A 25,835-nucleotide genomic window follows, 5' to 3' on the forward strand; every position below is an offset into this window, starting at 1 on the left:
CAAACGTTACGGGTGGGCCCTGCCGGGATCGAACCGACGACATCCACGGTGTAAACGTGGCGCTCTACCAGCTGAGCTAAAGGCCCTGGTGCGCTCAGTCTATCCGGGCGCGGATGCGCACCCGTGTCGTGGAAGAGGGATAGGCTGAGGTCGGCGCGCGTTGTGCACGGCCGACAAGGCTGCCCGTGTCGCTTCCCGTTTCCTTGGCATGACCTGCCAGCTTGACGAAAGGTTCCCCCGTGACCGTCCACGACCAGGATCCGTACTCTCAGGGCCCCCTCGACAGCGATCCGGAAGAGACCGGTGAGTGGCAGCAGTCGCTCGACGAGCTGGTGGACGCCAAGGGCCACGGCCGCGGGCGCGAGATCATGCTCAGCCTGCTCAAGCGCTCCAAGGAACTGCACCTGAACGTGCCGATGGTTCCGACCACCGACTACATCAACACCATCGCCCCGGAGAACGAGCCTGAGTTCCCCGGCGACGAGGAGATCGAGCGGCGCTACCGCGCCTGGATCCGCTGGAACGCCGCCATCACGGTGCACCGCGCCCAGCGCCCCGGCATCGGCGTCGGCGGTCACATCTCCACCTACGCGTCCTCGGCGGCGCTGTACGAGGTGGGCTTCAACCACTTCTTCAAGGGCGCGGACCACCCCGGTGGCGCCGACCAGATCTTCATTCAGGGCCACGCCTCCCCCGGCACCTACGCCCGCTCCTTCCTCGAGGGTCGCCTCACCGAGGACCAGCTCGACGGCTTCCGCCAGGAGAAGTCGCACGCGCCGAACGGCATCCCGTCGTACCCGCACCCGCGCCTGATGCCGGAGTACTGGCAGTTCCCGACCGTGTCGATGGGTCTCGGCCCGATCAACGCGATCTACCAGGCGATGTCGAACAAGTACCTCGAGAACCGCGGCATCAAGGACACCTCGCAGTCGCACGTCTGGGCCTTCCTCGGCGACGGCGAGATGGACGAGGTCGAGAGCCGCGGTCAGCTGCAGGTCGCCGCCAACGAGGGCCTTGACAACCTCACCTTCGTCGTGAACTGCAACCTGCAGCGTCTCGACGGCCCGGTGCGCGGCAACGGCAAGATCGTCCAGGAGCTCGAGTCGTTCTTCCGCGGCGCGGGCTGGAACGTCATCAAGGTGATCTGGGGCCGCGAGTGGGACGACCTGCTCGCCCGCGACACCGAGGGCGCACTGCTCAACCTCATGAACGTCACCCCCGACGGCGACTACCAGACGTACAAGGCCGAGTCCGGCGCGTACATCCGGGAACACTTCTTCGGCCGCGACGAGCGCGCCGCCGCGCTGGTCAAGGACTACTCCGACGACGACATCTGGAACCTCAAGCGCGGTGGCCACGACTACCGCAAGGTCTACGCCGCTTTCAAGGCCGCGACCGAGCACAAGGGCAAGCCGACGGTCATCCTCGCGAAGACCGTCAAGGGCTACGGGCTGGGCCCGCAGTTCGAGGGCCGCAACGCGACCCACCAGATGAAGAAGATGACGCTGGACAACCTCAAGACGTTCCGCGACGCGATGCACATCCCGATCACGGACGCGCAGCTCGAGGAGAACCCGTACCTGCCCCCGTACTACAACCCGGGACCGCAGGACGAGACGATCCAGTACATGCTCGAGCGCCGCAAGGCCCTCGGCGGGTTCCTCCCGGAGCGCCGCTCGACGCACGTCGGCCTGTCCCTTCCCGAGGAGAACGCCTACGCGCTCCCCAAGAAGGGCTCCGGCACGCAGGAGATCGCCACGACCATGGCGTTCGTCCGTCTGCTGAAGGACCTGCTGCGCTCGAAGGAGTTCGGCCACCGCATCGTGCCGATCATCCCCGACGAGGCGCGCACGTTCGGCATGGACGCGTACTTCCCGACCGCGAAGATCTACAACCCCAACGGCCAGCACTACACCTCGGTCGACCGGGAGCTGCTGCTCGCCTACAAGGAGAGCCCGCAGGGACAGATCGTCCACGTCGGCATCAACGAGGCGGGCGCTCTCGCGGCGTTCACCGCCGCAAGCACGTCGTACGCGACGCACGGCGAGCCGCTGATCCCGATCTACATCTTCTACTCGATGTTCGGCTTCCAGCGCACCGGCGACGCCCAGTGGGCCGCCGGCGACCAGATGGCCCGCGGCTTCATCATCGGCGCCACCGCCGGGCGCACCACCCTCACGGGTGAGGGCCTCCAGCACGCCGACGGGCACTCGCACCTGCTCTCCTCCACCAACCCGGCGACGGTCTCCTACGACCCCGCGTACGGCTACGAGATCGCGCACATCATGCGTTCCGGTCTCGAGCGGATGTACGGCGGGCAGCACGAAGACCCGAACGTCATGTACTACCTCACGGTGTACAACGAGCCGATGGTCCAGCCCGCGGAGCCGGCCGACGTGGATGTGGACGGCATCGTCCGCGGCATCCACCGCGTCTCCGTCGGCGAGGGCGACGGCCCCCGTGCCCAGCTCTTCGCCTCCGGCGTCGGCCTGCCGTGGGCGCTCGAGGCCCAGGAGCTGCTGAAGAAGGACTGGGGTGTCGTCGCCGACGTGTGGTCGGTCACCTCGTGGACCGAGCTGCGCCGCGACGGCCTCGCCGCCGACGAGCACAACTTCCTCCACCCGGACCAGGAGCCGCGCACCGCGTACCTCACGCAGAAGCTCCAGGGCGCCGAGGGTCCCGTCGTCGCGGTGAGCGACTTCATGCACGCCGTGCAGGACCAGATCCGCCCGTGGGTCCCGAACCGCTTCGCCACGCTCGGCGCCGACGGCTTCGGCTTCTCGGACACCCGTGCCGCGGCCCGCCGCTTCTTCAAGATCGACGGACCGTCGATCGTCGTGCGCACGCTGCAGGCGCTGGCCGAGGAGGGCAAGGTCGACCGCGGCCTCTCCGCCCAGGCCATCGAGAAGTACCGCCTGCACGACGTGAACGCCGGCACGAGCGGCAACGCAGGCGGCGAAAGCTGAGCCCTCGGTGACAGCTGCCTCCGCCGCCGGCATGGACAAGGCCGCCACGCTCACCTGGCTGCGCCGGATCTCCGGCGACATCGCCACGGTGACGATCAAGCGGCTGGAGGACACCCTCCCCTGGTACGCCGACATGCCACCGGCCCGCCGCTCCGCGGTCGGGCTGGTGGCGCAGGCGGGCATCACCTCGTTCATCCAGTGGTACGACGACCCGACGTCCACCCCGTGGATCGCCGCGGACATCTTCGCCGCCGCTCCCCGTGAGCTGCTGCGGAGCGTGAGTCTGCAGCAGACTCTCCAGCTCATCCGCGTCACGGTCGAGGTGACCGAGGAACGGGTGGCGGGCAAGGGCGAGCACCTTCGCGAGGCCATCCTGCTCTACTCGCGGGACGTGGCGTTCGCCGCCGCCGACGTCTACGCGCGCGCCGCCGAGGCCCGCGGCCTCTGGGACGCGCGGCTCGAGGCGCTCGTCGTCGACTCGATCCTCACGGGCGAGGCCGACGAGGAGCTTCCCAGCCGGATCGCCGCTCTCGGGTGGCACGGCCACGGAGAGGTCGCGGTCCTCGTGGGCACCACGCCTCCGCAGTTCGACGTCGACCTCGTGCGCCGCACGGCGCGGAAGCTCGCGGTCGACGTCTTGATCGGCGTGCAGGGCTCGCGCCTCGTGCTCGTGCTCGGACGCGCGCGCGTCGAGGGCCAGGAGGGCGAGGACGAGGAGCTCGGGTTCCAGGAGATCGCGGCCCGTCTGGAGCCGTCGTTCGGCCCGGGGTTCGTCGTGCTGGGGCCGGCTGTCGCTGCCCTCGTCGACGCCAGCCAGAGCGCGCGTGCGGCGCTGGCCGGATTCGCGGTGGCTCGCGCCTGGCGGAGCGCACCGCGGCCCGTCGAAGCCGACGACCTGCTCCCGGAGCGCGCCCTCGCCGGCGACCCTCTCGCGAAGCAGACCCTGATCGAGCGCATCTACCGCCCGCTGCAGGCGCACTCGACCGACCTCGTCACGACGCTCTGGAGCTATCTCGACAACGGCCGTTCCCTCGAGGCGACGGCCCGCGAGCTCTTCGTGCATCCGAACACCGTCCGCTACCGCCTGAAGCGGGTGAGCGAGGTCATCGGGTGGGACGCGACCGGGCCCCGCGAGGCGCTCATCCTGCAGACGGCGCTCATCCTCGGCTCCATCGGGGCCGCGGAGCAGGTACGCCGCCGTCCGCCGCTGCGCCGCCCTCCGCGCTGACCCACCCGGTGCATTCTGTGCGCCACACACAAGGGTTCCGCGCAATCTTGTGATGGATCATCCACCGTTCTGCCGCGATCGTTGGCAGACTGGGTGGGTGATTGTCGTCGTCTGCCCTGGACAGGGCTCGCAGACCCCCGGATTCCTCGCCCCCTGGCTCGAGCTCGACGGAGTGGAGGAGCGTCTCGCCACCTACTCCGAGGCCGCGCAGGTCGATCTCCGCACGCACGGCACCGAGTCGGACGCGGACACCATCCGCGACACCCGGGTCGCCCAGCCGCTGATCGTGGCCGCCTCCCTCGTCGCCGGTGATGCCCTCGTGGCCGCCGCCGGTCGCCGCGCGGACGGCATCGCCGGGCACTCGGTCGGGGAGATCGCGGCGCTCGTCGGCAGCGGCGTGCTGGACGCCGAGACGGGCATGCGCCTCGTCGGCATCCGCGGGCGGGCGATGGCCGATGCCGCCGCCCAGACCCCGACGGGGATGAGCGCGGTCCTCGGCGGCGATGAGGAGACGCTCCTCGCCCGCCTCGCCGAGCTCGCCCTCGCGCCGGCGAACTTCAACGGCGGCGGGCAGATCGTCGTCGCCGGTCCCCTCCCGGCCCTGGCAGCTCTCGCCGAGGAGCCGGTCAAGGGCACCCGCGTGGTGCCGCTCCAGGTCGCCGGAGCGTTCCACACCGACTACATGGCCTCCGCCGTCTCGGCGCTCCGCGACGCGGTCGCCGACGTGCAGCCGTCCGACCCCGAGATCACGCTCTGGACCAACCGCGACGGCTCGGTCGTGACCGACGGAGCGACGGCGCTCGACTACCTCGTCGATCAGGTCTCCTCCCCCGTCCGGTGGGACCTCTGCATGACCTCCTTCGCCGACGCCGGGGTGACCGGCGTCATCGAGCTCGCCCCCGCGGGCGCCCTCGTCGGTCTCGCCAAGCGCGGCCTGCGCGGCGTGCCGACGGTCGCCGTGAAGACCCCCGAAGACCTCGAAGCCGCCGTCGCGCTGCTGAACGGAGAAGCCGCATGACCGCCTCCCTCGCCCAGATCGCCGGGCCCGCCTACACCCGCATCTACGCGTTCGGCGCGGCTCGCGGCGAGAACGCGGTGCCCAACGAAGACCTCATCGGGCCGATCGACTCCAGCGACGAGTGGATCCGTCAGCGCACCGGCATCGTCACGCGCGCCCGAGCCGACAAGGGGACGGACGCCATCGACCTCGCGACCGCGGCGGCAGCCGAGGCCATCGAGAAGTCGGGTGTCCCCGCCGACCAGGTCGACCTCGTCATCGTCGCGACCATCAGCAACCCGAAGCAGACGCCGTCGGTCTCGGCCATCGTCGCCGACCGCGTCGGGGCCAACCCGGCCGCGGCCTACGACATCAACGCGGCCTGCGCCGGCTACGCCTATGCGGTCGCGCAGGCGGACGCGCTCATCAAGGCCGGCGCCGCCCGCCACGCCCTCGTGATCGGCACGGAGAAGCTCTCCGACGTCGTCGACCCGACCGACCGCAGCATCTCGTTCCTCCTCGGCGACGGCGCCGGCGCCGCTCTCATCGGCCCCAGCGACACGCCGGGCATCGCCCCCGCGGTCTGGGGCAGCGACGGTTCCAAGGCCGACGCCGTCGGTATGAACGGCACCCTCACGGACTTCCGCGACGGCGTGGTGCCGTGGCCGACGCTCCGCCAGGAGGGCCCGACGGTCTTCCGCTGGGCCGTGTGGGAGATGGCCAAGGTCGCCCGCGAGGCGCTGGACAAGGCCGGGATCGAGGCCTCCGACCTCGCCGCCTTCATCCCGCATCAGGCCAACATGCGCATCATCGACGAGTTCGCCAAGCAGCTCGGTCTGCCGGAGACCACCGTCATCGCCCGCGACATCGAGACCACCGGCAACACGTCGGCCGCCTCGATCCCGCTCGCCAGCCACCGCCTCATGGCCGAGCACCCGGAGCTCTCCGGTGGCCTCGCCCTGCAGATCGGCTTCGGCGCCGGCCTCGTCTTCGCAGCCCAGGTCGTCGTCCTCCCCTGAAGACGCGTCGACCTTCCCTAGACTGTTCCACGGTTCCGAATACAACCCGCAAGAAAGAGGAAGACCACCATGGCTTTCACCAACGATGAGGTCCTCGCCGGCCTCGCAGAGCTGATCACCGACGAGACCGGCATCAACGCCAGCGAGGTCGCCCTGGAGAAGTCGTTCACGGACGACCTCGACATCGACTCGATCTCGATGATGACGATCGTCGTCAACGCCGAGGAGAAGTTCGGCGTCACCATCCCGGACGACGAGGTCAAGAACCTGAAGACCGTCGGCGACGCCGTCAACTTCATCGTCGCGGGCCAGGAGTAATCCCGGCAGGATGCCACCCTCGCCCGCGCGGGCGTGGCATCCTCCGGCCCTGCCCATCCCCCGCACGGACTCGTTTCGACAAGGAACCACACCTCATGACCAAGCGCATCGTCGTCACCGGCATCGGCGCCACCTCCGCCATCGGCGGGACGGCTCCGGAGAACTGGGACAACCTTCTCGCCGGTGCCTCCGGCGCCCGCACGATCGAGCACGACTGGGTGCAGGAGTACGACCTGCCCGTCACGTTCGCCGCCTCCGCGAGCGTCCGCCCGGAAGAGGTGCTGCCCCGCCACGAGGCGAAGCGTCTCGACCCCTCTTCGCAGTTCGCGCTCATCGCGGCGCGCGAGGCCTGGGAGGACGCGGGCTCGCCCGGGGTCGCTCCCGAGCGCCTCGGCGTCGACTTCGCGACCGGGATCGGCGGCCTCTGGACGCTGCTCGACGCCTGGGACACGCTGCGCGAGAAGGGCCCCCGCCGGGTCATGCCGCTGACCGTGCCGATGCTGATGCCGAACGCGGCCGCCGGCAACCTGTCGCTGCAGTTCGAGGCCCGCGCCTATGCGCAGACCGTCGTCAGCGCGTGCGCCTCCAGCACCGAGTCGATCATCCACGCCTTCCACCATCTGCAGGAGGGGCTGGCCGACGTCGTCATCGCCGGCGGCACCGAGTCGGCGATCCACCCGATCACGATGGCCGCGTTCGCGTCCGCGCAGGCGCTGTCGCGCCGCAACGACGACCCCGCCCACGCCTCCCGACCCGGCGCGATCGACCGCGACGGCTTCGTGATGGGCGAGGGCGCCGCGGCCCTCATCCTCGAGACCGAGGAGCACGCCAAGGCCCGCGGCGCGAAGATCTACGGCTACGTCCTCGGCGGCGGCGTGACGGCCGACGCGTACCACATCACCGGAAACGACCCGGAGGGCAAGGGGGCGGCGCGTGCCGTGATCCAGGCACTCGAGGAGGCCGGCATCACGCCCGACCAGGTGACGCACATCAACGCCCACGCGACTTCGACCCCGGTCGGCGACCCCAACGAGTACGTCGCGCTGAAGAACGTCTTCGGCGACCGGATCGACGAGATCCCGGTGTCGGCCACCAAGGCGTCGACCGGACACCTGCTGGGTGGGACCGGCGCGCTGGAGGCGATCTTCTCCCTCCTCGCGCTGCGGGACCGCGTGGCCCCGCCGACGATCAACATGACCGAGCCGGACCCGGAGGTGCCGTTCCGTCTGTCCGGAGAGGCGGCTCCGCTCGGCGACGGCCCGCAGATCGCCATCAGCAACTCGTTCGGCTTCGGCGGACACAACGCCGTGCTCGTGCTGGGCGGCGTCGACTGACCGTTTCCGCGTCCACGATGAAGGCCCCCGGGATGTGATCCCGGGGGCCTTCATCATGCGCGGTCCGCTCCGGCCCTTCGACGGGCTCAGGGACCCAGGGGCGCGCTGGCCCCGACGGCGAGGCGCTGCGAACGCTCCCGGCGGCGGCGCTCGATCCGCGGGAGGAACCAGCCGATCAACGGGCCGACGCCGAAGGCGAACAGTACGGTGCCGACGCCCACCGGACCGCCGAGCAGGAAGCCGATCAGCAGCACGGACCCCTCGATGACCGTCCGCGCCAGCCAGACCGGCCATCGGGTCACCCGGACGAGCCCCGTCATGAGTCCGTCGCGCGGTCCGGGGCCGAAGTCCGCCGCGATGTAGAGCCCGGTCGCGAACGCCAGCAGCACGAGTCCGAAGACGAACATGGGCGCCCCCACCCACACGGAGGGCGGAGCCGGCAGCACGAGGAGGGTGAGGTCGGCGAACGGGCCGATGAGCAGCGCGTTGAGCAGGGTGCCGAGACCCACCCGTTGACGGAGCGGGATCCACAGCAGCAGGACGACGATCGAGATCAGCACCGTGACGAGTCCGTACCCGAGTCCCGTCCAGCGTGCGACACCCAGCGAGAGCACGTCCCAGGGCGCGACGCCGATCCCGCCGCGCACCATGAAGCCGAGGGCGACGCCGTAGAGGAAGAGCCCGCCCACGAGCTGCGCCAGCCGCTCGGCCAGGTCTCGGCGGCTGGTCGCGGTGAAGGGCAGGAAGACGGCACGGAAGAGCATCTCTCCATCGTGGCCCGCACGAAGGCGGGACGAGGCCGACCACTGAGCGAAAAGTGGTCTGCACATGGAAGGCCACTTTGCGGCAGGCTGGAGGCATGGCCTCCCGTCTCGTCACCCAGCTCGGCACCCAGGACATCGACGACGCCTCAGCGTCGGGCCTGGCCGACCGCATCAGGGCCCTCATCCTCGACGGACGCCTCACGGTCGGCGAGCGACTGCCGAGCGAGCGCGCCCTCGCGCTCGAGCTGCGGCGGTCACGCTCGACCATCACCCGCGCCTACGGCGTTCTCGAGGCCGGTGGCTACGTGTCCCGGCATCATGGCGGAAGCACCAGAGTGACCCTCCCGCACGGCCCGGCGGCCGCCGCCCCCGACGCGGACGACGCGGCGATCGACCTGTCGATCGCCTCGATGGACTCGACCCCCGGCCTGTACGACGCGACCGTGCGCTCCCTCCCCCGGCTGGCGGCCCTGCGCGGGACGAGCGGCTACTCGCTGCAGGGCCTTCCCGAGCTCCGAGAAGCCGTGGCCCGCCGATTCACCGAACGCGGCGCGGCGACCTCGGCCGACGAGATCATGATCACCTCGGGCGCCCTGAACGCCGTCAACCTCATCCTCACGGCGATCGGCCGCCGCGGCGAACGCGCCCTCGTGGAGCAGCCGACCTTCCCGCATGCGCTCGAGGCTCTGCACCGGCACGGCTACCGTCTGGTGCCGACGCCGGTCGACACCGATGGCTGGGACGCCCGCCACCTCACCGACACCCTGCGGACAGCGCGCCCGCACGTCGCGTACCTCATCCCGGACTTCCACAACCCCACCGGAGCGACGCTGCCGCAGGAGGAGCGGTCCCGGATCGCGACGACGGCCCGCAACACCGGCACGCACCTGATCGTCGACGAGACGACGGCGGAGCTGGACATCGACCGGGGATGGGCCCCGACGCCGATGGCAGCCGAGGGCCCGAACGTGATCACGGTGGGATCGATGTCGAAGATCGCGTGGGGAGGCATGCGCATCGGCTGGATCCGCGCCGAGCGCTCGGTCATCGCCCGGCTGCTGGCCGTCCGCCCCTCGTTCGAGCTCGGCACGGCCCTCCTCGAGCAGTGCATCGCCGTGGAGCTGCTCGACGACGTCCCGGCACTGACCCAGCACGTCCGGCGACGCCTCACGGCCGGACGGGAGGCCGTGACCGCGGGAATCGCCGGGATCCCGGGGATGCGGATGCCGGAGACGCCCGGCGGCCTCTCCGCCTGGATCGATCTCGGCGCTCCCCTGTCGACGACCCTCTCCCTCGCTGCCCGCGAACGGGGACTCATCCTGCCGCCCGGACCGCGCTTCACGACCGGCGGCGTGCTGGAGCGGCGACTCCGGATCCCGATCACGCTCCCGCCCGAGCGTGCGACGGAGGCGATGACGCGCCTGGCGCAGGCCTGGGCGGACGTGCGCGGCGGTGGAGTGAACACCGTCGACGACCTCGCGCACGCGGCCGTGATCTGACCGGCGCAGACGAAGACCCCGCCCGGTCTCCCGGGGCGGGGTCTTCGTCGAGCGGAGCGCGGATTCGTCTTCTCAGCGTCCGGGATCACTCACCGGAATCCGATACTCACGCCTCCGCGCTCCCGGTATCGACGGTCGGTCAGCCGACCTTGTGGAGCCAGACGACGCGCGCGTCGTCGCTGGCGTGACGGAAGGGCTCCAGCTCCTCGTCCCAGGCGGAGCCCAGGGCGATGTCGAGCTCGCGCTGCAGCTCGACGGCGTTGCCCGCGGCGATCTCCATCGCGTAGCGGATGCGGTCCTCGCCGATGACGATGTTGCCGGCGGCATCGGTCTGGGCGTAGTGGATGCCGAGGTCCGGCGTGTGCAGCCACCGACCGCCGTCACTGCGCGGCGTCGGGTCTTCCGTCACCTCGAATCGGAGGTGCTCCCAGCCCCGGATCGCGGTCGCGAGGGCAGCACCGGTACCGACGGGACCGTCCCAGTAGAACTCGGCGCGGCGCGCGCCGGTCAGCACGGGCTGCTCGGTCCAGTCGAAGTTCACCGCACGCCCGATAGCGCGACCCACCGCCCATTCCAGGTGCGGGCAGAGCGCGCGAGGCGCCGAGTGGATGAACACCACTCCGCGTGCGTAAGCCGTCGCCATGATCTCTCCGTTTCATCAGGTGCGTCTTCCCCTACGACCTGAACCACGAAGTGGCGAGAGTATGCGGTTGTGCGCCCATTCTCGCCGAGTTCCCGCGAAATCACAAGCGTGTGATTCGACGACGAAGGCCCCGGTCCGTGGACCGGGGCCTTCGGGCGCTTCGACGAGCTCAGCGACCCAGCTCAGGCCTCGCTCATGGCCTGCTTGACCTGCTGGCCCTTCGCGGCGTAGTAGGCCGCGCGAGCGGCGTCCTTGCGGGCCTGCTCGGCGTAGCCGAACTCGAGCACGTCCTGCGGGACCTCGACGTTCGGGACGTCGTCGGTGCCGTGGTACTTCTCGATGTAGGCGTCGAGCTCGGGACCGGAGGTCCACGAGGTGATGAGGCAGTAGCGCGGGTCGGTGCCGTTGTGCGTGGCCGCGTGCCACAGGCGCTGGGTGTCGACGATGAGCTGCGCACCCGCCGGGAGGGCGATGCGGTACTCGATGCTGGGGTCCGTGCGGTTCTCACGCAGGACGAAGTAGCTGTCCTTGTCGTCCGTCAGGTTGAAGAACCCGCGGACGACCCAGCCGGTGCCGTCCGGGTTCAGGCGGTTGTTGTCGTCCTGGTGGAGGTTGTAGAGGCAGTCGCCGTACGGGGTCGGCTGCAGCTCGATGACGCGGCAGCGACCGACGTTCGCACCGGGCTCCTGCGCACGACGGGTGAGGTTCGGGGCCTTGGCGGTCTGCTCGTCGATCCAGACGCCGTCCTTGTCGGTGCGCGGCGGCTTGTGGTTCCAGAAGCCGTTGCACTCGATGTCGCCGAAGGCGCTGGCGAGGGGCGCGAACCGGGTGTCGCCCGAGGACTTCCAGTCGACGTACTCGATGTCGAGCCACTCCTTGGGGTCGGCCTCCTGGTCGTAGCTGTCGAGGACGACGAAGCCCTTCTCCTCCAGCGCTGCGGACTTGATGTATCCCATGATCGAGTCATGTTCCTTTCATCGGGGGCCAGCACGTTTTAACAGGCCCTGATAAGGCAAGGCTAACAGCGGGACCTGGCGCTCCCCCGGAGGGTCGCCGTGGATAAGCGAATAGACTGGGCGGGGCACCCGGCGCGTCCGTGGCGCCTGTCGCTACGGGAGGACGAGACACCAGCATGAGCACCGCGACCAACGTCGAGGCGACGGCAGTCAACACGATCGAATGGCTCGCGGCGGGACGCACGACCATCGTCGTCCCGGTCTACCAGCGGCAGTACCGCTGGGACATCGGCGGCTGCGAGCGGCTCCTCTCCGACGTCAGGGCGGTGGCCGCGGAAGACGACGCGCATCGCCATTTCATCGGTTCGATCCTCTCCGCCGAGGACGGCTCCGGTCCGGACGCCGACCTCATCCTCATCGACGGGCAGCAGCGCCTCACCACGCTCATGCTCCTCGTCGCCGCGCTGCATCACTCGGTGCGCGACCGCGATCCGGAGCTCGCCGCCGACCTCGCCCGCGTGCTGGTCCGCCCCGACGATCCCGAGCGCACGAAGCTCCGTCCGCACGACGCCTGGGCCGATCTCTACGAGTCGGTCGTGCTCGATCGCCGGGACGACGTCGACCGCGAATCGCGCTTCGACGACAACTACGCGTTCTTCCGCAGCCAGATCCATGCCGACGAGGTGCCGTTCATCTGGCAGGGGCTGCAGCGCCTGGAGCACGTCTCGATCACGCTCGGCGCCCAGGCCAACGCGCAGCAGATCTTCGAGAGCCTGAACTCCACCGGCGAGCCGCTGCGGGATCACGAGCTGATCCACAACTACATCCTCATGGGGCTGAACCACGCCGAGCAGTTGGATGTGGAAGCGCGGTTCTGGCTGCCGATCGAGCAGCACACGGGCGAGGCGATCGGCGCGTTCTGGCGCCACTACCTCGTGCTCGTGACGGGGCGTGAGGTGGCGGCGAACGGCGAGCACGGCGTGTACAGCGCCTTCCGCCAGTCGTTCCCGCGCGTCGACGTCGCCCACCTCCAGGCCGACGCCGAGACGTGGCGGCACTATGCGGAGATCTACGGCATCCTCCTCGATCCGACGAAGGAGCAGGACCCGGAGATCGCGCGGCAGCTGAGGTACGTGAACACGTTCGGACGCTCCTCCTCCCCGCTGGTCATGAGCGCCTACAGCGATCACGCGCGTGGCCTCATCGACCGGAGTCAGCTCCTCGAGACGCTCGAGTGGCTGCAGGCGATGTTCCTCCGTCGCGCGCTCGTGAACCTTCCCGCCGAACGCCTGATCGCCCGTCTTTGCCGTGCCCGTCGCGACGGACACGACGCCCTCGCCCGCGCCATCGCGCGCATCACCCCGTCGGACGAGCGGGTCAGCGCCGTGCTCAAGTACAGCGAGCTGCCGTATCCGGCCTACGTGCTCGGCCGGCTCGAGGGCGTCGACGACGTGGACGGCTTCGACGTCGAGCACGTCGTGCCGGCCGTCCCCGGCGACGCCTGGTCCGGCGACGGCGTGCGTCCCTGGAGCGAGTACTCCGAGGACGAGCAGAACAGCCACCGTGCCCTCGCACCCACCCTCGGCAACCTCACGCTCCTGGAGCAGGGGCTGACGGAGCGGGTGTTCGGCGCTTCCTTCCCCGCCAAACGCGATGAGGCCTACGCCCGCAGCGCGGTGCCGGCCACCCGTGCCCTCGCCGCGGAGGAATCCTGGGGCACGGCGGCCATCACCGCACGAACGGTGGCGCTGACGGCCGACCTCGTCCGCGTGTGGGCACGACCCGCGCTGCCCGAGATCGACGACGACGGCCTCACCCCGATCCTCGACGCCGTGCGCCGCCGCGGCTGGCCCGCGGGGTGGGAGCGCGAGTTCGACTACGTGGAGTACCGCGGCGAGCGGTGGGAGGTGTACGACGTCAAGCACCTGTTCAACCGCGTGTTCCGTCGCGCCTGGACCGACACGACCGAGGCCGCTCTGGCGTACTGCGCGACCCACGGCGGCCCGATCTACCGCGACAAGGCGTGGAAGGGGCAGTGGGACGACCTCGATGACACGCACTTCCTCTACATGGGCTGGGACTCGAACTACATGATGACGGCCGTCCAGGGCGTCCTCGACGAGTCCGGTATCGCCGCCGAGGTCTTCGTGAAGTACTCCTACATCGGGAATGTGATGTGACCATGACCACTGTCATCCGCCGCCGCCTGCTCGACCTTGCGATCGAGGAGCACACGCTCACGGTCCCCCTCGTCTGGGAGGACCCGGCAGACACCCGCACGATCGATGTGTTCGCCCGCGTCGTCGCACGGGAGGGCGGCGAGGCGCTCCCCTACCTGGTCTTCCTGCAGGGCGGGCCGGGCCACGAGGCGCCGCGCCCCTTCCACTCCTCCACGGCGCCGGCCTGGCTGGATCAGGCCCTCGCGCAGTATCGGCTCGTGCTCCTGGACCAGCGCGGCACCGGCCTCTCCTCCCCCGTCGGCGACGGCGACCTCGCGCAGGGCGCCGAAGCCGTCGCCGAGCACCTGACGCACCTGCGTGCCGATGCCATCGTGCGCGACTGCGAGGCACTGCGGGAGCATCTGGGGGCATCGACCTGGAGCGTCCTCGGGCAGTCGTTCGGCGGGTTCACGACGCTGGCGTACCTGTCGACCCACGCGGATTCCCTCGACGACGTCTTCATCACCGGCGGTCTCAGCACGGTCGAGCGCGATCCGGACGAGGTGTACGCGCTCTGCTACGACCACATGCGCACGGCCTCCGAGCGGTACTACCGGCGCTTCCCGGAGCACCGCGACGTCATGCGACGCCTGATCGATCTCGCGGACGCCGGTGAGCTCGTCCTTCCCGACGGCGAGGTCGTGTCACGTTCCCGCCTGCGCTCCGTCGGCTCCGCTCTCGGCACCGACGACGGCTGGCAGACGGTCTGGTCGCTGCTCGAACGGGATCCCGCGTCCAACGCCTTCCGGCACGACCTCCAGCACGCCATGCCCTTCGGCGGCCGCAACCCGCTGTACTACGCCTTCCACGAGTCGAGCTATGCGAACGGACACACCACGCGGTGGTCCGCCGAGCGCGTCGAGCCGACCGATTTCCGCGACGATCCAACGCTCTTCACGGGCGAGCACATCCGCCGCGAGTGGGCCGACACCGTCCCGGCGCTGCAGCCCTGGCGGGAGGTGACGTCGATCCTGGCGGAGCACCCCTGGCCGCGGATCTACGACACCGCCGCCCTCGCCGCCTCCGGGGCGACGGGCGCGGCCGCCGTCTACGTGAACGACGTGTATGTGCCCCTGGAGTTCTCGCTGGAGACCGCCCGTCTCCTCCCCGGCGTGACGCCCTGGGTGACGAGTGAGCATGAGCACAACGGCCTGCGGACGGGACCCGTGCTGGAGCGGCTGATCGACCTCGCCCACGGACGCCGCATCCGCTGACCTCCGCCGCGCGACGGATGCCACCGCCGCGCTCCGCGATCTATCCTGGGGCCATGGAGCATCTGCTCGGGTGGACCACGATCGTCCTCGTGCTCGGCACGGGGCCGGTGCTGTTCTTCGTGGGCATCCGGCATTCCCTCTCCCGTCGTCCGGTTGAGGAGAAGTACGAGCAGGCCGGCTCGGGAGGGCTCGTCGGCGTCTTCGACGCGGTGTGGTCCCCCACCGCGCACGAGGCCGGCCAGGAGCGGGACCGGCAGACCCGGCGCACGGCCCCGGCGCCGACCCCCGGAGATCCGCCGGGCCGCATCCAGCGCGGACGCATCGTCATCGACGTCTGAGCGACTCGCCCACCCCGCGCATGACGAAGGCCCCGCACTCCGAGGAGTACGGGGCCTTCGTGGGCGGTCTTACTTGGAGGAGCCGCCGAAGCCCTTGAAGCGCTGGTTGAACTTCTCGACGCGGCCGGCCGAGTCCATGATGCGCTGCTTGCCCGTGTAGAAGGGGTGCGAGGCCGACGAGATCTCGACGTCGATCACCGGGTACTCCACGCCGTCCAGCTCGATCGTCTTGTCGCTCGTGACGGTGGAGCGGGTGAGGAAGGTCTCGCCCGAACCCAGGTCGCGGAACACGACAGCCTTGTACTCGGGGTGAATGTCAGTCTTCATGGGATTCCTTTGTTGCTGCCCTGGATTGTGCCAGGGACGAGGGAAGTCTGTGGTGCCGAACGCACCAAGGATCGATTCTACCAGTACTTCGACAAGCTCAGTAACCCATCGGAACCGAGGTCAGGAGGCGGCGCGGGCGGAGTAGCGCCCGTCCTCGCTGCTGAGCGCGATCGGCATGCCGAAGGTCTCGCCGAGGGCTTCCGCGGTGAGCGTCTCCGCGATCGGGCCCGCGGCGACCACGGCGCCGTCGCGGATCAGCAGCACGTGCGTGAACCCGACGGGGATCTCCTCGACGTGGTGGGTGACCATGAGCATCGCGGGCGTCGTCGGCGCCGACGCATAGCCGCCGAGCAGAGCCAGCAGCTCCTCGCGCGAGCCGAGGTCGAGCGAGGCCGTCGGCTCGTCGAGCAGCAGGAGCTCCGGGTCCGTCATGACCGCCCGGGCGATCTGCACGCGCTTCTGCTCGCCGTCGCTCAGCGTGCCGAAGGTGCGGTCGGCGAGGTGCGCGAGACGCCAGTCGCCCAGCACACGCAGCGCACGCCGCTCGTCGATGTCCTCGTAGCTCTCGTTCCAGCGCCCGAGCACGGAGTACGCCGCCGTGAGGACGGTGTTGAGCACCGTCTCGTCGCGCGGGATGCGCTTGGCCATGGCCGACGACGCGAACCCGATCCGCGGACGGATCTCGAAGACGTCCGCGCGTCCGAGCGTCTCGCCGAGGACGGTGACCGTGCCCGAGGTGGGGTGCATCAGCGTGTCGGCGAGCTGCAGCAGGGTCGTCTTCCCCGCACCGTTCGGCCCGAGGATCACCCATCGCTGATCGTCAGAGACCTGCCAGGTCACGTGATCGATGATGTTGCGCCCCTCTCGGCGCACGACGACGTCGGTGAACTCCAGAGCGATCGGCATACCGCAAGCCTATCGGCTCAGGCGGACAGCTCTGCGTAGAGCGCGCGGGTCTCGTCGGCGATCGCGCCCCAGCTGAACTGCGTGCGGGCCCGCTCCCGACCGGCCTCCCCGTACTCCCGCGCCCGCGCCGGATCCGTGGCGACCTCGGTGAGGACCGCCGCGAGATCGGCGACGAAGCGGTCGGGGTCGGTCGGTGTGCCCGTGCCGTCCTGCACCTGCTCGATGGGGACCAGCCGGCCCGTCACGCCGTCGTCGACGACCTCGGGGATGCCGCCGGTCGCCGTTCCCACGACGGCGGCTCCGCACGCCATGGCCTCGAGGTTCACGATCCCGAGCGGCTCGTAGACGGAGGGGCAGACGAAGGTGGTCGCCGCTGCCAGGATCGCCGACAGCTCGTCCCGCGGCAGCATCCGCTCGATCCACACCACGCCCTCTCGGGTCTGCTGCAGCAGCCGCACCCCCTCCTGGACCTCCGCCATGATCTCCGGCGTGTCCGGAGCACCGGCGCAGAGGATGAGCTGGACCTCGGGCGGCAGCAGCCGTGCCGCCTGCAGAAGGTAGGGCAGACCCTTCTGCCGTGTGATGCGTCCGACGAAGACGACCGAGGGGCGGTCAGGATCCATGCCGATCGAGGAGAGGAAGGCCGGATCCTGCACCGGACGCCAGCGCTCCACATCGATCCCGTTGTGGATCACCCGGACCCGCGCGGGTCGACCTGCGGATAGCTGCGGAGGATGTCCGCGCGCATGCCGGCGCTCACGGCGATCACCGCGGCGGCGTTCTCGTAGGCGAGCTTCTCGATGCCGCTCGACACGGCGTAGCCGCCCCCGAGCTGCTCGGCCTTCCACGGCCGCAGCGGCTCGAGGCTGTGCGCCGTGAGCACGTGCGGGATCCCATGGAGCTGGGAGGCGAGGTGTCCGGCGAAGTTGGCGTACCAGGTATGGCTGTGCACGACGTCGGCACCCGCGATGGCCGACACGATCTCCAGGTCCGTTCCGAGCGTCTGCAGCGCCGGGTTGGCGGCGGAGAGGCTCTCGGGAGCGCGGTAGGCGAAGGTGCCCTCCTCGTCGCGCGGCGCGCCGAATGCTCGCACCGTCACATCGATGTCCCGACGCAGTGCGGAGACGAGTTCGGCGACGTGCACACCCGCGCCTCCGTAGATCTCCGGCGGATACTCCTTGGTGATCATCTCGACTCGCATGCCTAGACGCTATCGAGCGGGTTGTCCAGATGCTAGTTCCCCGCGCCGAACGGGATCTATGGTGGACCCATGTCCGCTCCAAAGAAGGTCTTCGGGATCATCCTCGCCGGCGGCGAGGGCAAGCGACTCATGCCGCTGACGGCCGACCGCGCAAAACCGGCCGTCCCGTTCGGCGGCCAGTACCGCCTGATCGACTTCGCCATCTCGAACCTCATCAACTCCGGGCTGAGACAGATCGTCGTCCTGACCCAGTACAAGTCGCACAGCCTCGACCGGCACATCTCGCAGACGTGGCGGATGTCGGCGCTGCTCGACTCGTACGTCGCCTCGGTCCCGGCCCAGCAGCGGCTCGGCAAGCGGTGGTTCTCCGGATCCGCCGACGCGATCCTGCAGAGCATGAACCTGATCAACGACGAGAAGCCCGACATCGTCGTCGTGATCGGCGCCGACCACGTCTATCGGATGGACTTCCGGCAGATGCTCGAGGCGCACATCGAGTCCGGCGCGAAGGCGACGGTCGCGGGCATCCGTCAGCCGCTCGCCCTGGCGTCCCAGTTCGGGGTCATCGACGCCGACCCGGAGTCCGGACGCATCCGGCAGTTCCTCGAGAAGCCCACCGACGCCACGGGTCTGGCGGACTCCCCGCACGAAGTGCTGGCCTCCATGGGCAACTACATCTTCGACACGGACGCCCTCATCGCGGCGGTCGAGGCCGACGGCGAGCTGCCGACGTCGAGTCATGACATGGGCGGCGACATCGTCCCGTACTTCGTCGACCGCGGCGAGGCCGGCTACTACGACATGAAGCAGAACGAGGTCCCGGGGTCTTCCCCGCGCGACCGCTCGTACTGGCGCGACGTGGGGACGATCGACTCGTTCTTCGACGCGCACCGGGACCTGATCTCGACGCTCCCGATCTTCAACCTCTACAACATGGAGTGGCCGATCCACTCGCAGGCGGTCAACTCCCCGCCGGCGAAGTTCGTCCGCGACTCCGTAGGGCGGATCGGCAACGCGATCGACTCGATCGTCTCGCTGGGGTCGGTGCTCTCCGGCACGCACCTCGAACGCAGCGTCGTGGGGCCGTGGACCCTGGCCGGCGGCGGCTCGACCATCACGGACTCCGTGGTGTTCGATCACGTCCACGTCGGTCAGGGCGCCCGCGTGCACCGCGCGATCCTCGACAAGAACGTCGTGCTCGCCGACGGCGCCACGGTCGGCGTCGACCGCGAACGCGATCTCGCCCGCGGGTTCACGGTCACGGAGTCGGGGATCACAGTCGTGGGCAAGGGCGTGTTCATCGAACGCTGACGCGTCATGCGGCGTGGGCGCCGGTCCCCCGGTCGCTAGGCTCGGGGGGTGACCACCGCGCGATTCCTCGTCGTCCTCGATGCCGATTCCACGCTCATCCGGAACGAGGTGATCGAGCTCCTCGCCGAGGAGGCCGGCCGTCGCACCGAGGTGCAGGCGGCCACGGAAGCCGCGATGCGCGGGGAGATCGACTTCGCGACCAGCCTCCGCTCCCGGGTGGCTGCCCTCGCGGGCGTTCCCGTCGAGGCGTTCGCCCGCGTTCGCGCCCGCGTCGAGCCGACTCCGGGCGTCCGCGACCTCACCGCCGCCGTGCACGCACGAGACGGCGTCGTCGGCGTCGTCTCCGGCGGATTCCACGAGATCCTCGACGACGTCGCGCCGGGACTCGGTGTGGACCGGTGGCGCGCGAACCGCCTCGAGGTCGCCGACGGCGCACTCACGGGGCGGGTGGACGGTGACATCGTCGACGGCGCGGCCAAGGCCTTCTGGCTGCGCACCTGGGCCGAGGAGCTCGGCGTGGCGCCGCACGCAACCATCGCGATCGGCGACGGCGCCAACGACCTCCCGATGATGGCGGTCGCCGGCCTGGGGCTCGCCTTCAACGCCAAGCCCGCCGTCCGCGAGTCCGCGAGCCTGGTCATCGGCCCCGTCGACCTCGGAACGGTCATCCCGCTCCTCCCCTGACGCTGGCCGATGTCCGTGGCCGGGTCTACGGTCGGGTCATGGACATCATCCTCATTCCCGGCCTCTGGCTCGACGCCTCCAGCTGGGACGACGTCGTGCCTGCCCTCGAGCGCGCCGGCCACCGCCCTCGTCCGCTGACCATGCCCGGGCTCGACGCGTCTGCGGAGACGGCGGCGAGTGTCGGGATCGACGACTGGGTCGCCGCCGCGGTCGCCGCCGTCGATGCCGCGGAGGGCGACGTGGTGGTCGTCGGACACAGCGGCGGAGGCAACGTCGCCTGGGGCGTCGCCGACGCGCGACCGGACCGCGTGACCCGGGTCGTCTTCGTCGACACCGTGCCGCCGCCCCCGGGCTCGGGCATCAGCGAGTTCCCGGTGCAGGACGGCGTCGTCCCGTTCCCGGGCTGGGGTTTCTTCCCCGATGAGGACGTGCACGATCTGGACGACGAGACCCGTGCGAGGACGGCCGCGCTCACCCACAGCGTGCCCGCGCGCGTGCCGACGGACGAGCTCGCACTGAGCGACCCGGCGCGGTACCGCATCCCGGTCACCCTGCTGATGGGAGGGCTGGACCAGGACGCCTTCGACGCGGTGATCAGCCAGTGGGGTCCGTACGCCGAGGAGTATCGGGCGATCGGCGACGCCGAGGTCGTCCGGATCGGCTCGGGACACTGGCCGCAGTTCTCGGCGCCCGAGCGTCTCGCGGAGCTCCTCGTGCGCGCGATCGATCGCTGACGAGGACCGCTGGGGTCAGTGCCCCATGCCGAGACCGCCGTCGACCGGGATGACGGCGCCCGAGATGTAGCCGGCGTCGTCGCTCGCCAACCAGGTCACGACGCCCGCGACCTCATCCGGCGTCGCGAACCGCCCCGCGGGGATGTTCGCCTTGTACTGCTTCTGCGTCTCCTCGGGGAGCTCCGCCGTCATGTCGGTCTCGATGAAGCCGGGTGCCACGACGTTGGCCGTGATGCCGCGCCCGCCGAGCTCGCGCGTGAGCGAGCGGGCGAAACCGACCAGCGCGCTCTTGGAGGCGGCGTAGTTCGTCTGCCCGGCGGAGCCGTACAGGCCCACGACGCTGGAGATGAGGATGACCCGTCCGAACCGTGCCCGCAGCATCGCCTTCGACGCACGCTTGACGACGCGGAAGGTGCCGCCGAGGTTCGTGGCCACGACGCTGTCGAAGTCTTCCTCGCTCATGCGCATGAGCAGGGTGTCCTTGGTGATCCCGGCGTTGGCGACGACGATCTCCACCGGACCCAGCTGCTGCTCCACCTCGGTGAAGGCCGCGTCGAGAGCGGCGGCGTCCGTGACGTCGGCGCGCACCGTCAGGGTGCCTTCCGGACCCTCTCCGCTGCGAGCGGTCACCGCCACCCGGTAGCCCTCCCGCACGAAGCGCTCGGCGATGGCGCGGCCGATGCCGCGGTTGCCTCCGGTGACGAGGACGACGCGCTCCGCGCTCATGGGACACTCCTGGGTCTGGGGTCAAGGGCCGGGGTTCCGGGCCGTGATCGATCCTAGCGACGTTGCCGGGCCGCCTTCACGATGACGGTTTGACAGACCGGGAGCCTCCTGGGACTCTGAGGGCGACGAAAGGCACCAGCGTGAGCGATCCCCGTATCTCCGGTTCGTCCGGCGAGCAGCCCCCGGCCTTCCCCCCGGCTCCCGGTTCCGCCCCGGCGTACCCGGGGTTCCCGCCGGCACCGCCGGCGAACGCCGCCACGCAGCCGTCCTCGGCGCCTCAGCAGTACTCGACGCCTCAGCAGTACGGGGCCCCGCAGCAGTACGCGGCCCCGCAACCGTATGGAGCCGCGCCTGCGCGGCCGTCCAGCGGACTCGCGATCACCTCCCTCGTCTGCGGCATCGCCGGTGTCGTGCTGTTCTGGGCGATCGTGCCGATGCTCGCCTCGATCGCGGCCGTGATCACCGGTCACATGGCGCTCGGGCAGATCCGTCGCACTCCCGGTCTCGGCGGCCGCGGCATGGCGATCGCCGGGCTCATCCTCGGCTACGTCATGATCGGCGTGCTGGTCTTCACCATCGTCTCGACGATCATCGGCCTCGTCGTCTTCGGCGCCTTCACCCTGCCGTTCGTCTTCGCGAGCTGACGCCTCGCCCGGGCATGCCGATGTCGCCACGGCGGCGTAGGCTGGAACCATCGTGAAGAACGCACGTCGAGTCCCGGCCGTCACCTCACTGCCGCAGTCCCCGCGGGATGAGGGAGACCATCGTGTGCGCCGGTATGCCCTGACGATGACGATCCGCATCGTCTGCTTCGGGCTGATGTTCTTCGTGCAGCCGTTCGGCTGGTGGACCTGGGTGTTCGCGCTGGCCGCCGCCGTGCTCCCGTACATCGCCGTCGTCTTCGCGAACGCCGGCAGCGACAGCACGGAGACCGCCGCCGAGTCGCCGATGCGCGAGATCGACGCGCCGCCCGCACCATCGCTCGCTCCGGAGACCGCCCCCGACGTCATCACCATCCGCGAAGGCCGCACCGACCGATGAGCGCGCTCATCTGCTCGCGCGCCGGCTGCCGGAGCGCGGCCACGAGGCAGGTCGTCTGGCGCAACCCGCGTATCCACTCCGCGGATCGCGAGAAGATCTGGCTGGCGTGCGAGGAGCACGTCGGCTTCCTCCACGACTACCTCGCCGCGCGGGACTTCCCGGTGACGGTGCGAGACGGGGTGCCTTCATGAGCAACCGCCTGACCCGCTGGGGCGTGTACGTCCTCATCGCCATCGGCTTCGCGATCGCCTGCGTCTTCCTCTCCAACTGGCAGTTCGAGAGGAACGAATCCCGCGCTGAGCAGATCGCGCTGGTGGAGCAGAACTACAATGCCCCGGCCGTCCCCCTCGCCGACGTGGTCGCCGACGACGAGCTCGACCCCGCGGACGAATGGCGCCCCGTCACGCTGCAGGGCGAGTACCTCGCCGACGAGCAGCTCCTGGTCCGCAACCGTCCCCACGGCGGAACGAGCGCGTTCGAGGTGCTGGTCCCCTTCCGCGACACGGACGGTCGTGTGCTCATCGTCGACCGCGGCTGGGTGGCACCGGGCGAGGGCGAGCTCCCGGACGCTGTCCCCTCTCCACCGTCCGGCGAGGTCACGGTGACCGTCCGCCTGCGTCCCGGCGAGCCGCTTCCCGGGTCCGGACGCGGGGCTCCGGAGGGCCAGGTGCCCACGATCCACCTCCCGTCCATCGCCGACCTCGTCGGCGACGAGGTGATCACCGGTGCTTACGGACGCCTGGTCGAGGAACAGCCCGCCGCGGATGCCGCGCTGGGCGGCTTCGAGTCCCCCACCGACGACCCGGGTCCGCACCTGTCCTATGCGATCCAGTGGATCCTGTTCGCCATCATGGGCTTCATCTTCATCGGGTACATCATCCGCACGGAGATCGTGAAGCACCGCGAAGAGGTCGAGGGGAAGCCGGCACCGGCGAAGGCACCGAAACGCCGCGACCGCGACGCGGACGCCGAGGACGAACTGCTCGACGCGCGCTGACGCACCCGCCGAGCGTCACGCGAGCGCGAGAACGCGCCGGACGCTGCGCTGCCCGGCACCCTTTCGATCCCGGACGGACCGCCCGGCCGACGCAGGATGGGAAACGGGCCTCTTGGACCGTCGGCACGCACCATTTCGATCCCCGCCTGCGGGGCGCCTCCGGTCGATCTCGATGTCTAGCGCTCGCGAGCAGAGCCCGTGACGGCATGCCGCCATACGCGGCCGACGACGTCATAGACGATCCGGGTGTGGTTCCGGTCGGACGCCCCCTGCCAGAACTCGACCCGCGTCGGAACCACCCGCCACAGCACCCAGTCCCCCGGTCGGAGACCGCGCGGGCGCTCTCGGAGCGGGCCGCGAGGTCGGCGTCGCTCTCGGCCGCCGACGCCTCGTGCACGGTTCCCCGTACGCGCACGGCACGCCGCTGCGGCTGCCACCAGAGGTTCAGCGCCGCAGCAGGATGCGCGTCGAGCTGCGCGGCCTTCCGGGAGGACCGGGCCCCGGCGAACGCCCAGCCGCGCGCGTCCACGTCCTTGAGGATCAGGGTGCGCGCGTCCGGGATGCCGTCCGTGTCCACCGTCGCCAGCGTCGCCGCATGCGGTTCGGGGACGCCGGCCGCGGCCGCCGCGCGGAGCCACTCCCGGAAGAGCAGCACCGGATCGTCGGGAAGGTCGTCGAGGTGCAGCGGCGGCGCCGTCCCGGTGAGGGTGGGCTGCGCACGCAACCACGCCGCGAGTTCCGAGGGAGGAAGGATCGGGTGCGCCGCCATCCTCCGACTATGCCACGACCCGCTACGCGAGCTCGATGAGGTCCTGGTACTCCTGGCTCCAGATGTCCTCGACGCCGTCGGGCAGGATGAGGACACGCTCGGGGTTCAGCGACTGCACCGCGCCGGGGTCGTGCGACACGAGCACCACCGCGCCCTCGTAGTGGGCCAGCGCCCCGAGGATCTCCTCGCGGGAGGCCGGATCGAGGTTGTTCGTGGGCTCATCGAGCAGGAGGAGGTTCGCGGACGACACGACGAGCGTCGCCAGCGACAGCCGGGTCTTCTCGCCTCCGGACAGCACACCCGCCGGCTTGAGGACGTCGTCACCGGTGAACAGGAAGGAGCCGAGGACCTTGCGGGCCTCCGTCTCCGTGATGTGCGGAGCGGCCGACACCATGTTCTCGAGGACCGAGCGGCTGACGTCGAGGTTCTCGTGCTCCTGCGCGTAGTACCCGACCTTGAGACCGTGTCCGGGCTCGAGCTGCCCGGTGTCCGGCTTGTCGACACCTGCCAGCATGCGCAGCAGCGTCGTCTTCCCCGCACCGTTGAGACCGAGCACGACGACCTTGGATCCGCGGTCGATCGCGAGGTCGACGTCGGTGAAGATCTCCAGTGAGCCGTACGACTTCGACAGCCCGGATGCCATGAGCGGGGTCTTGCCGCAGGGGGCGGGCTTCGGGAACCGCAGCTTCGCGACGCGGTCCTCCTGGCGCACGTCCTCCAGCCCGGAGAGGAGCTTCTCGGCGCGCGCGAGCATCTGGTGCGCTGCTGCCGCCTTCGACGCCTTCGCCCCGAAGCGCGCCGCCTGCTGCTGCAGGGTCGTCGCCTTCTTCTCGGCGTTGGCCCGCTCCTTCTTGCGACGCTCCTCGTCCGCAGCGCGCTGCCGCAGATAGTTCTTCCAGTTCATGTTGTAGATGTCGATGACCTGGCGGTTGGCGTCGAGGTAGAACACCCGGTTGACGGTCTCGCCCACGAGCTCGACATCGTGGCTGATGACGATCAGCCCGCCCTTGTAGTTCTTGAGGAACTCGCGCAGCCACACCACACTGTCCGCGTCGAGGTGGTTGGTCGGCTCATCCAGGATCATCGTCTGCGCGTCGGAAAAGAGGATGCGCGCGAGCTCGATGCGACGACGCTGGCCGCCGGAGAGGGTCGACAGGGGCTGGTCGAGGATGCGGTCCGGCAGCGAGAGGTTGTGCGCGATCGACGCCGCCTCGGCCTCGGCCGCGTAGCCGCCCTGCGCCTCGAACTTCTCGGTGAGCGCGGCATAGCGCTTCATCGCCTTGGCGGCCACCGCGGGGTCGTCGGAGCCCATGGCGAGCGAGGCCTCCGTCATGCCGAGGTTGAGCTGACCGAGGCCGCGGGCATCGAGGATCCGGGTACGGGCGAGGTCTTCCGGGTTGCCCGAACGGGGGTCCTGCGGCAGGTAGCCGAGCTCACCCGACCGGGTGACGGTGCCACCCGAGGGCAGCACGTCGCCGGCGAGCACCTTGGTGAGCGTGGTCTTGCCCGCACCGTTGCGTCCGACGAGGCCGATCTTGTCGCCGTCGGACACACGGAACGAGACGTTCTCCATCAGCAGGCGCGCGCCAACGCGGATCTCGAGGTCGTGCACGGCAAGCACAGCGGACGTCCGTTCGTTCGGGA

25 protein-coding genes, 1 tRNA gene and 2 pseudogenes are annotated in these 25,835 nt (G+C 70.1%); 17 read left to right on the plus strand and 11 right to left on the minus strand.

All coding sequences use genetic code 11. The features are described 5' to 3' along the window. Positions 1 to 13: 13 nt before the first annotated feature. Positions 14 to 86: transfer RNA gene (locus tag AC2W7E_RS02370), tRNA-Val, on the minus strand. A 153-nt stretch (positions 87 to 239) separates the two neighbouring features. Here AC2W7E_RS02370 and aceE point away from each other — a divergent pair. From aceE to AC2W7E_RS02400, 6 genes are all read left to right on the plus strand, one after another. Then, on the plus strand, positions 240 to 2,966 hold the full coding sequence (gene aceE, locus AC2W7E_RS02375) for a pyruvate dehydrogenase (acetyl-transferring), homodimeric type (RefSeq protein ID WP_485988461.1): 2,727 nt from the start codon (positions 240 to 242) through the stop codon (positions 2,964 to 2,966). 31 nt (positions 2,967 to 2,997) lie between these two features. Then, the gene (locus tag AC2W7E_RS02380; RefSeq protein ID WP_025103615.1) at positions 2,998 to 4,194 is read left to right on the plus strand and encodes a PucR family transcriptional regulator; all 1,197 of its coding nucleotides are present in this window, start codon (positions 2,998 to 3,000) and stop codon (positions 4,192 to 4,194) included. A 97-nt stretch (positions 4,195 to 4,291) separates the two neighbouring features. Next, the gene (locus AC2W7E_RS02385; protein ID WP_485988462.1) at positions 4,292 to 5,212 is read left to right on the plus strand and encodes an ACP S-malonyltransferase; all 921 of its coding nucleotides are present in this window, start codon (positions 4,292 to 4,294) and stop codon (positions 5,210 to 5,212) included. Continuing rightward, entirely contained in the window at positions 5,209 to 6,210 is a 1,002-nt protein-coding gene (locus tag AC2W7E_RS02390; protein ID WP_085607669.1) for a beta-ketoacyl-ACP synthase III, read from the plus strand. The genes AC2W7E_RS02385 and AC2W7E_RS02390 overlap by 4 nt, the downstream gene beginning before the upstream one ends. A 69-nt stretch (positions 6,211 to 6,279) precedes the next feature. Further along, positions 6,280 to 6,528 (plus strand): acyl carrier protein, encoded by a 249-nt coding sequence (locus AC2W7E_RS02395; protein WP_017202249.1) that lies wholly within the window; start codon positions 6,280 to 6,282, stop codon positions 6,526 to 6,528. Positions 6,529 to 6,623: 95 nt separating this feature from the next. Further along, positions 6,624 to 7,862: a beta-ketoacyl-[acyl-carrier-protein] synthase family protein gene (locus AC2W7E_RS02400; RefSeq protein WP_485988463.1), complete on the plus strand. Its 1,239-nt coding sequence runs from the start codon at positions 6,624 to 6,626 to the stop codon at positions 7,860 to 7,862. Positions 7,863 to 7,948: 86 nt separating this feature from the next. On the opposite strand, the gene yczE is transcribed toward AC2W7E_RS02400, so the two are convergent. Beyond that, the gene (gene yczE / locus AC2W7E_RS02405) at positions 7,949 to 8,626 is read right to left on the minus strand and encodes a membrane protein YczE (protein WP_485988464.1); all 678 of its coding nucleotides are present in this window, start codon (positions 8,624 to 8,626) and stop codon (positions 7,949 to 7,951) included. A gap of 95 nt (positions 8,627 to 8,721) precedes the next feature. On the opposite strand from yczE, the gene yczR reads away from it, so the two are divergent. Beyond that, positions 8,722 to 10,125, plus strand: a complete 1,404-nt coding sequence (gene yczR / locus AC2W7E_RS02410) for a MocR-like transcription factor YczR (protein WP_303709790.1) — start codon at positions 8,722 to 8,724, stop codon at positions 10,123 to 10,125. Positions 10,126 to 10,264: 139 nt separating this feature from the next. On the opposite strand, the gene AC2W7E_RS02415 is transcribed toward yczR, so the two are convergent. Continuing rightward, positions 10,265 to 10,768 carry a DUF3145 domain-containing protein gene (locus AC2W7E_RS02415; protein WP_025103621.1) on the minus strand — a complete coding sequence of 168 codons (504 nt, stop codon included), beginning with the start codon at positions 10,766 to 10,768 and terminating at the stop codon, positions 10,265 to 10,267. Positions 10,769 to 10,950: 182 nt separating this feature from the next. Then, the gene (locus AC2W7E_RS02420) at positions 10,951 to 11,724 is read right to left on the minus strand and encodes a hypothetical protein (protein ID WP_025103622.1); all 774 of its coding nucleotides are present in this window, start codon (positions 11,722 to 11,724) and stop codon (positions 10,951 to 10,953) included. A 176-nt stretch (positions 11,725 to 11,900) separates the two neighbouring features. On the opposite strand from AC2W7E_RS02420, the gene AC2W7E_RS02425 reads away from it, so the two are divergent. From AC2W7E_RS02425 to AC2W7E_RS02435, 3 genes are read left to right on the plus strand one after another with little or no spacing between them, the layout of a single operon-like run. Further along, positions 11,901 to 13,904 carry a DUF262 domain-containing protein gene (locus tag AC2W7E_RS02425; RefSeq protein WP_485988465.1) on the plus strand — a complete coding sequence of 668 codons (2,004 nt, stop codon included), beginning with the start codon at positions 11,901 to 11,903 and terminating at the stop codon, positions 13,902 to 13,904. Then, positions 13,901 to 15,157, plus strand: a complete 1,257-nt coding sequence (locus AC2W7E_RS02430) for an alpha/beta fold hydrolase (RefSeq protein ID WP_485988466.1) — start codon at positions 13,901 to 13,903, stop codon at positions 15,155 to 15,157. The genes AC2W7E_RS02425 and AC2W7E_RS02430 overlap by 4 nt, the downstream gene beginning before the upstream one ends. Before the next feature lie 53 nt (positions 15,158 to 15,210). Beyond that, positions 15,211 to 15,495, plus strand: coding sequence for a hypothetical protein (locus tag AC2W7E_RS02435; RefSeq protein ID WP_303709786.1), 285 nt, complete (start codon positions 15,211 to 15,213; stop codon positions 15,493 to 15,495). Between the two features lie 69 nt (positions 15,496 to 15,564). On the opposite strand, the gene AC2W7E_RS02440 is transcribed toward AC2W7E_RS02435, so the two are convergent. The 3 genes and pseudogenes from AC2W7E_RS02440 to glgA form a co-directional block, all read right to left on the minus strand. Next, entirely contained in the window at positions 15,565 to 15,822 is a 258-nt protein-coding gene (locus AC2W7E_RS02440; protein WP_025103626.1) for a type B 50S ribosomal protein L31, read from the minus strand. 120 nt (positions 15,823 to 15,942) lie between these two features. After that, positions 15,943 to 16,728, minus strand: coding sequence for an ABC transporter ATP-binding protein (locus tag AC2W7E_RS02445; protein ID WP_485988467.1), 786 nt, complete (start codon positions 16,726 to 16,728; stop codon positions 15,943 to 15,945). Between the two features lie 17 nt (positions 16,729 to 16,745). Further along, positions 16,746 to 17,929: pseudogene (gene glgA / locus AC2W7E_RS02450) on the minus strand (glycogen synthase). Between the two features lie 69 nt (positions 17,930 to 17,998). On the opposite strand from glgA, the gene AC2W7E_RS02455 reads away from it, so the two are divergent. Genes AC2W7E_RS02455 through AC2W7E_RS02465 form a run of 3 tightly spaced genes read left to right on the plus strand, consistent with a single transcriptional unit; the run spans position 17,999 to position 20,658 of the window. Continuing rightward, positions 17,999 to 19,240, plus strand: a complete 1,242-nt coding sequence (locus tag AC2W7E_RS02455) for a glucose-1-phosphate adenylyltransferase (RefSeq protein ID WP_062634342.1) — start codon at positions 17,999 to 18,001, stop codon at positions 19,238 to 19,240. 48 nt (positions 19,241 to 19,288) lie between these two features. Then, positions 19,289 to 19,924, plus strand: coding sequence for a phosphoserine phosphatase SerB (gene serB, locus AC2W7E_RS02460; protein WP_485988468.1), 636 nt, complete (start codon positions 19,289 to 19,291; stop codon positions 19,922 to 19,924). A 38-nt stretch (positions 19,925 to 19,962) separates the two neighbouring features. After that, a complete protein-coding gene (locus AC2W7E_RS02465) occupies positions 19,963 to 20,658 on the plus strand; it encodes an alpha/beta fold hydrolase (RefSeq protein WP_485988469.1) in 696 nt (231 codons plus the stop codon). A 15-nt stretch (positions 20,659 to 20,673) separates the two neighbouring features. On the opposite strand, the gene AC2W7E_RS02470 is transcribed toward AC2W7E_RS02465, so the two are convergent. Next, the gene (locus tag AC2W7E_RS02470; RefSeq protein WP_485988470.1) at positions 20,674 to 21,384 is read right to left on the minus strand and encodes a beta-ketoacyl-ACP reductase; all 711 of its coding nucleotides are present in this window, start codon (positions 21,382 to 21,384) and stop codon (positions 20,674 to 20,676) included. Between the two features lie 140 nt (positions 21,385 to 21,524). Between AC2W7E_RS02470 and AC2W7E_RS02475 the strand changes: the two genes are divergently transcribed. Genes AC2W7E_RS02475 through AC2W7E_RS02490 form a run of 4 tightly spaced genes read left to right on the plus strand, consistent with a single transcriptional unit; the run spans position 21,525 to position 23,422 of the window. Continuing rightward, positions 21,525 to 22,028, plus strand: coding sequence for a DUF4190 domain-containing protein (locus tag AC2W7E_RS02475; RefSeq protein WP_338566184.1), 504 nt, complete (start codon positions 21,525 to 21,527; stop codon positions 22,026 to 22,028). A gap of 52 nt (positions 22,029 to 22,080) precedes the next feature. After that, entirely contained in the window at positions 22,081 to 22,425 is a 345-nt protein-coding gene (locus AC2W7E_RS02480; RefSeq protein WP_025103634.1) for a DUF3099 domain-containing protein, read from the plus strand. After that, positions 22,422 to 22,616 (plus strand): hypothetical protein, encoded by a 195-nt coding sequence (locus tag AC2W7E_RS02485; protein ID WP_025103635.1) that lies wholly within the window; start codon positions 22,422 to 22,424, stop codon positions 22,614 to 22,616. The genes AC2W7E_RS02480 and AC2W7E_RS02485 overlap by 4 nt, the downstream gene beginning before the upstream one ends. Then, positions 22,613 to 23,422: an SURF1 family cytochrome oxidase biogenesis protein gene (locus AC2W7E_RS02490; protein WP_366215547.1), complete on the plus strand. Its 810-nt coding sequence runs from the start codon at positions 22,613 to 22,615 to the stop codon at positions 23,420 to 23,422. Before AC2W7E_RS02485 ends, AC2W7E_RS02490 begins: the two co-directional genes overlap by 4 nt. Before the next feature lie 176 nt (positions 23,423 to 23,598). On the opposite strand, the gene AC2W7E_RS02495 is transcribed toward AC2W7E_RS02490, so the two are convergent. The 3 genes and pseudogenes from AC2W7E_RS02495 to AC2W7E_RS02505 form a co-directional block, all read right to left on the minus strand. Then, complete coding sequence (locus tag AC2W7E_RS02495) at positions 23,599 to 23,859, minus strand: pyridoxine 5'-phosphate oxidase C-terminal domain-containing protein (RefSeq protein WP_485988471.1); 261 nt, start codon at positions 23,857 to 23,859, stop codon at positions 23,599 to 23,601. Beyond that, positions 23,829 to 24,191: pseudogene (locus AC2W7E_RS02500) on the minus strand (pyridoxamine 5'-phosphate oxidase family protein); the annotation flags it as partial. The pseudogene AC2W7E_RS02500 and the gene AC2W7E_RS02495, both read right to left, overlap by 31 nt. Positions 24,192 to 24,213: 22 nt before the next feature. Continuing rightward, entirely contained in the window at positions 24,214 to 25,812 is a 1,599-nt protein-coding gene (locus AC2W7E_RS02505; RefSeq protein ID WP_025103638.1) for an ABC-F family ATP-binding cassette domain-containing protein, read from the minus strand. Positions 25,813 to 25,835: the final 23 nt, after the last annotated feature.

Source organism: Microbacterium sp. CFSPD4_SD4 (assembly GCF_057364585.1).

Excerpts from the sequence above, each read along its gene's own strand:
- AC2W7E_RS02380 (WP_025103615.1), top strand. The coding sequence starts at position 2,998 with ATGGACAAGGCCGCCACGCTCACCTGGCTGCGCCGGATCTCCGGCGAC.
- AC2W7E_RS02390 (WP_085607669.1), top strand. The coding sequence starts at position 5,209 with ATGACCGCCTCCCTCGCCCAGATCGCCGGGCCCGCCTACACCCGCATC.
- AC2W7E_RS02395 (WP_017202249.1), top strand. The coding sequence starts at position 6,280 with ATGGCTTTCACCAACGATGAGGTCCTCGCCGGCCTCGCAGAGCTGATC.
- AC2W7E_RS02400 (WP_485988463.1), top strand. The coding sequence starts at position 6,624 with ATGACCAAGCGCATCGTCGTCACCGGCATCGGCGCCACCTCCGCCATC.
- yczE (WP_485988464.1), bottom strand. The coding sequence starts at position 8,626 with ATGCTCTTCCGTGCCGTCTTCCTGCCCTTCACCGCGACCAGCCGCCGA.
- yczR (WP_303709790.1), top strand. The coding sequence starts at position 8,722 with ATGGCCTCCCGTCTCGTCACCCAGCTCGGCACCCAGGACATCGACGAC.
- AC2W7E_RS02415 (WP_025103621.1), bottom strand. The coding sequence starts at position 10,768 with ATGGCGACGGCTTACGCACGCGGAGTGGTGTTCATCCACTCGGCGCCT.
- AC2W7E_RS02420 (WP_025103622.1), bottom strand. The coding sequence starts at position 11,724 with ATGGGATACATCAAGTCCGCAGCGCTGGAGGAGAAGGGCTTCGTCGTC.
- AC2W7E_RS02425 (WP_485988465.1), top strand. The coding sequence starts at position 11,901 with ATGAGCACCGCGACCAACGTCGAGGCGACGGCAGTCAACACGATCGAA.
- AC2W7E_RS02435 (WP_303709786.1), top strand. The coding sequence starts at position 15,211 with ATGGAGCATCTGCTCGGGTGGACCACGATCGTCCTCGTGCTCGGCACG.
- AC2W7E_RS02440 (WP_025103626.1), bottom strand. The coding sequence starts at position 15,822 with ATGAAGACTGACATTCACCCCGAGTACAAGGCTGTCGTGTTCCGCGAC.
- AC2W7E_RS02445 (WP_485988467.1), bottom strand. The coding sequence starts at position 16,728 with ATGCCGATCGCTCTGGAGTTCACCGACGTCGTCGTGCGCCGAGAGGGG.
- AC2W7E_RS02455 (WP_062634342.1), top strand. The coding sequence starts at position 17,999 with ATGTCCGCTCCAAAGAAGGTCTTCGGGATCATCCTCGCCGGCGGCGAG.
- AC2W7E_RS02465 (WP_485988469.1), top strand. The coding sequence starts at position 19,963 with ATGGACATCATCCTCATTCCCGGCCTCTGGCTCGACGCCTCCAGCTGG.
- AC2W7E_RS02470 (WP_485988470.1), bottom strand. The coding sequence starts at position 21,384 with ATGAGCGCGGAGCGCGTCGTCCTCGTCACCGGAGGCAACCGCGGCATC.
- AC2W7E_RS02485 (WP_025103635.1), top strand. The coding sequence starts at position 22,422 with ATGAGCGCGCTCATCTGCTCGCGCGCCGGCTGCCGGAGCGCGGCCACG.
- AC2W7E_RS02490 (WP_366215547.1), top strand. The coding sequence starts at position 22,613 with ATGAGCAACCGCCTGACCCGCTGGGGCGTGTACGTCCTCATCGCCATC.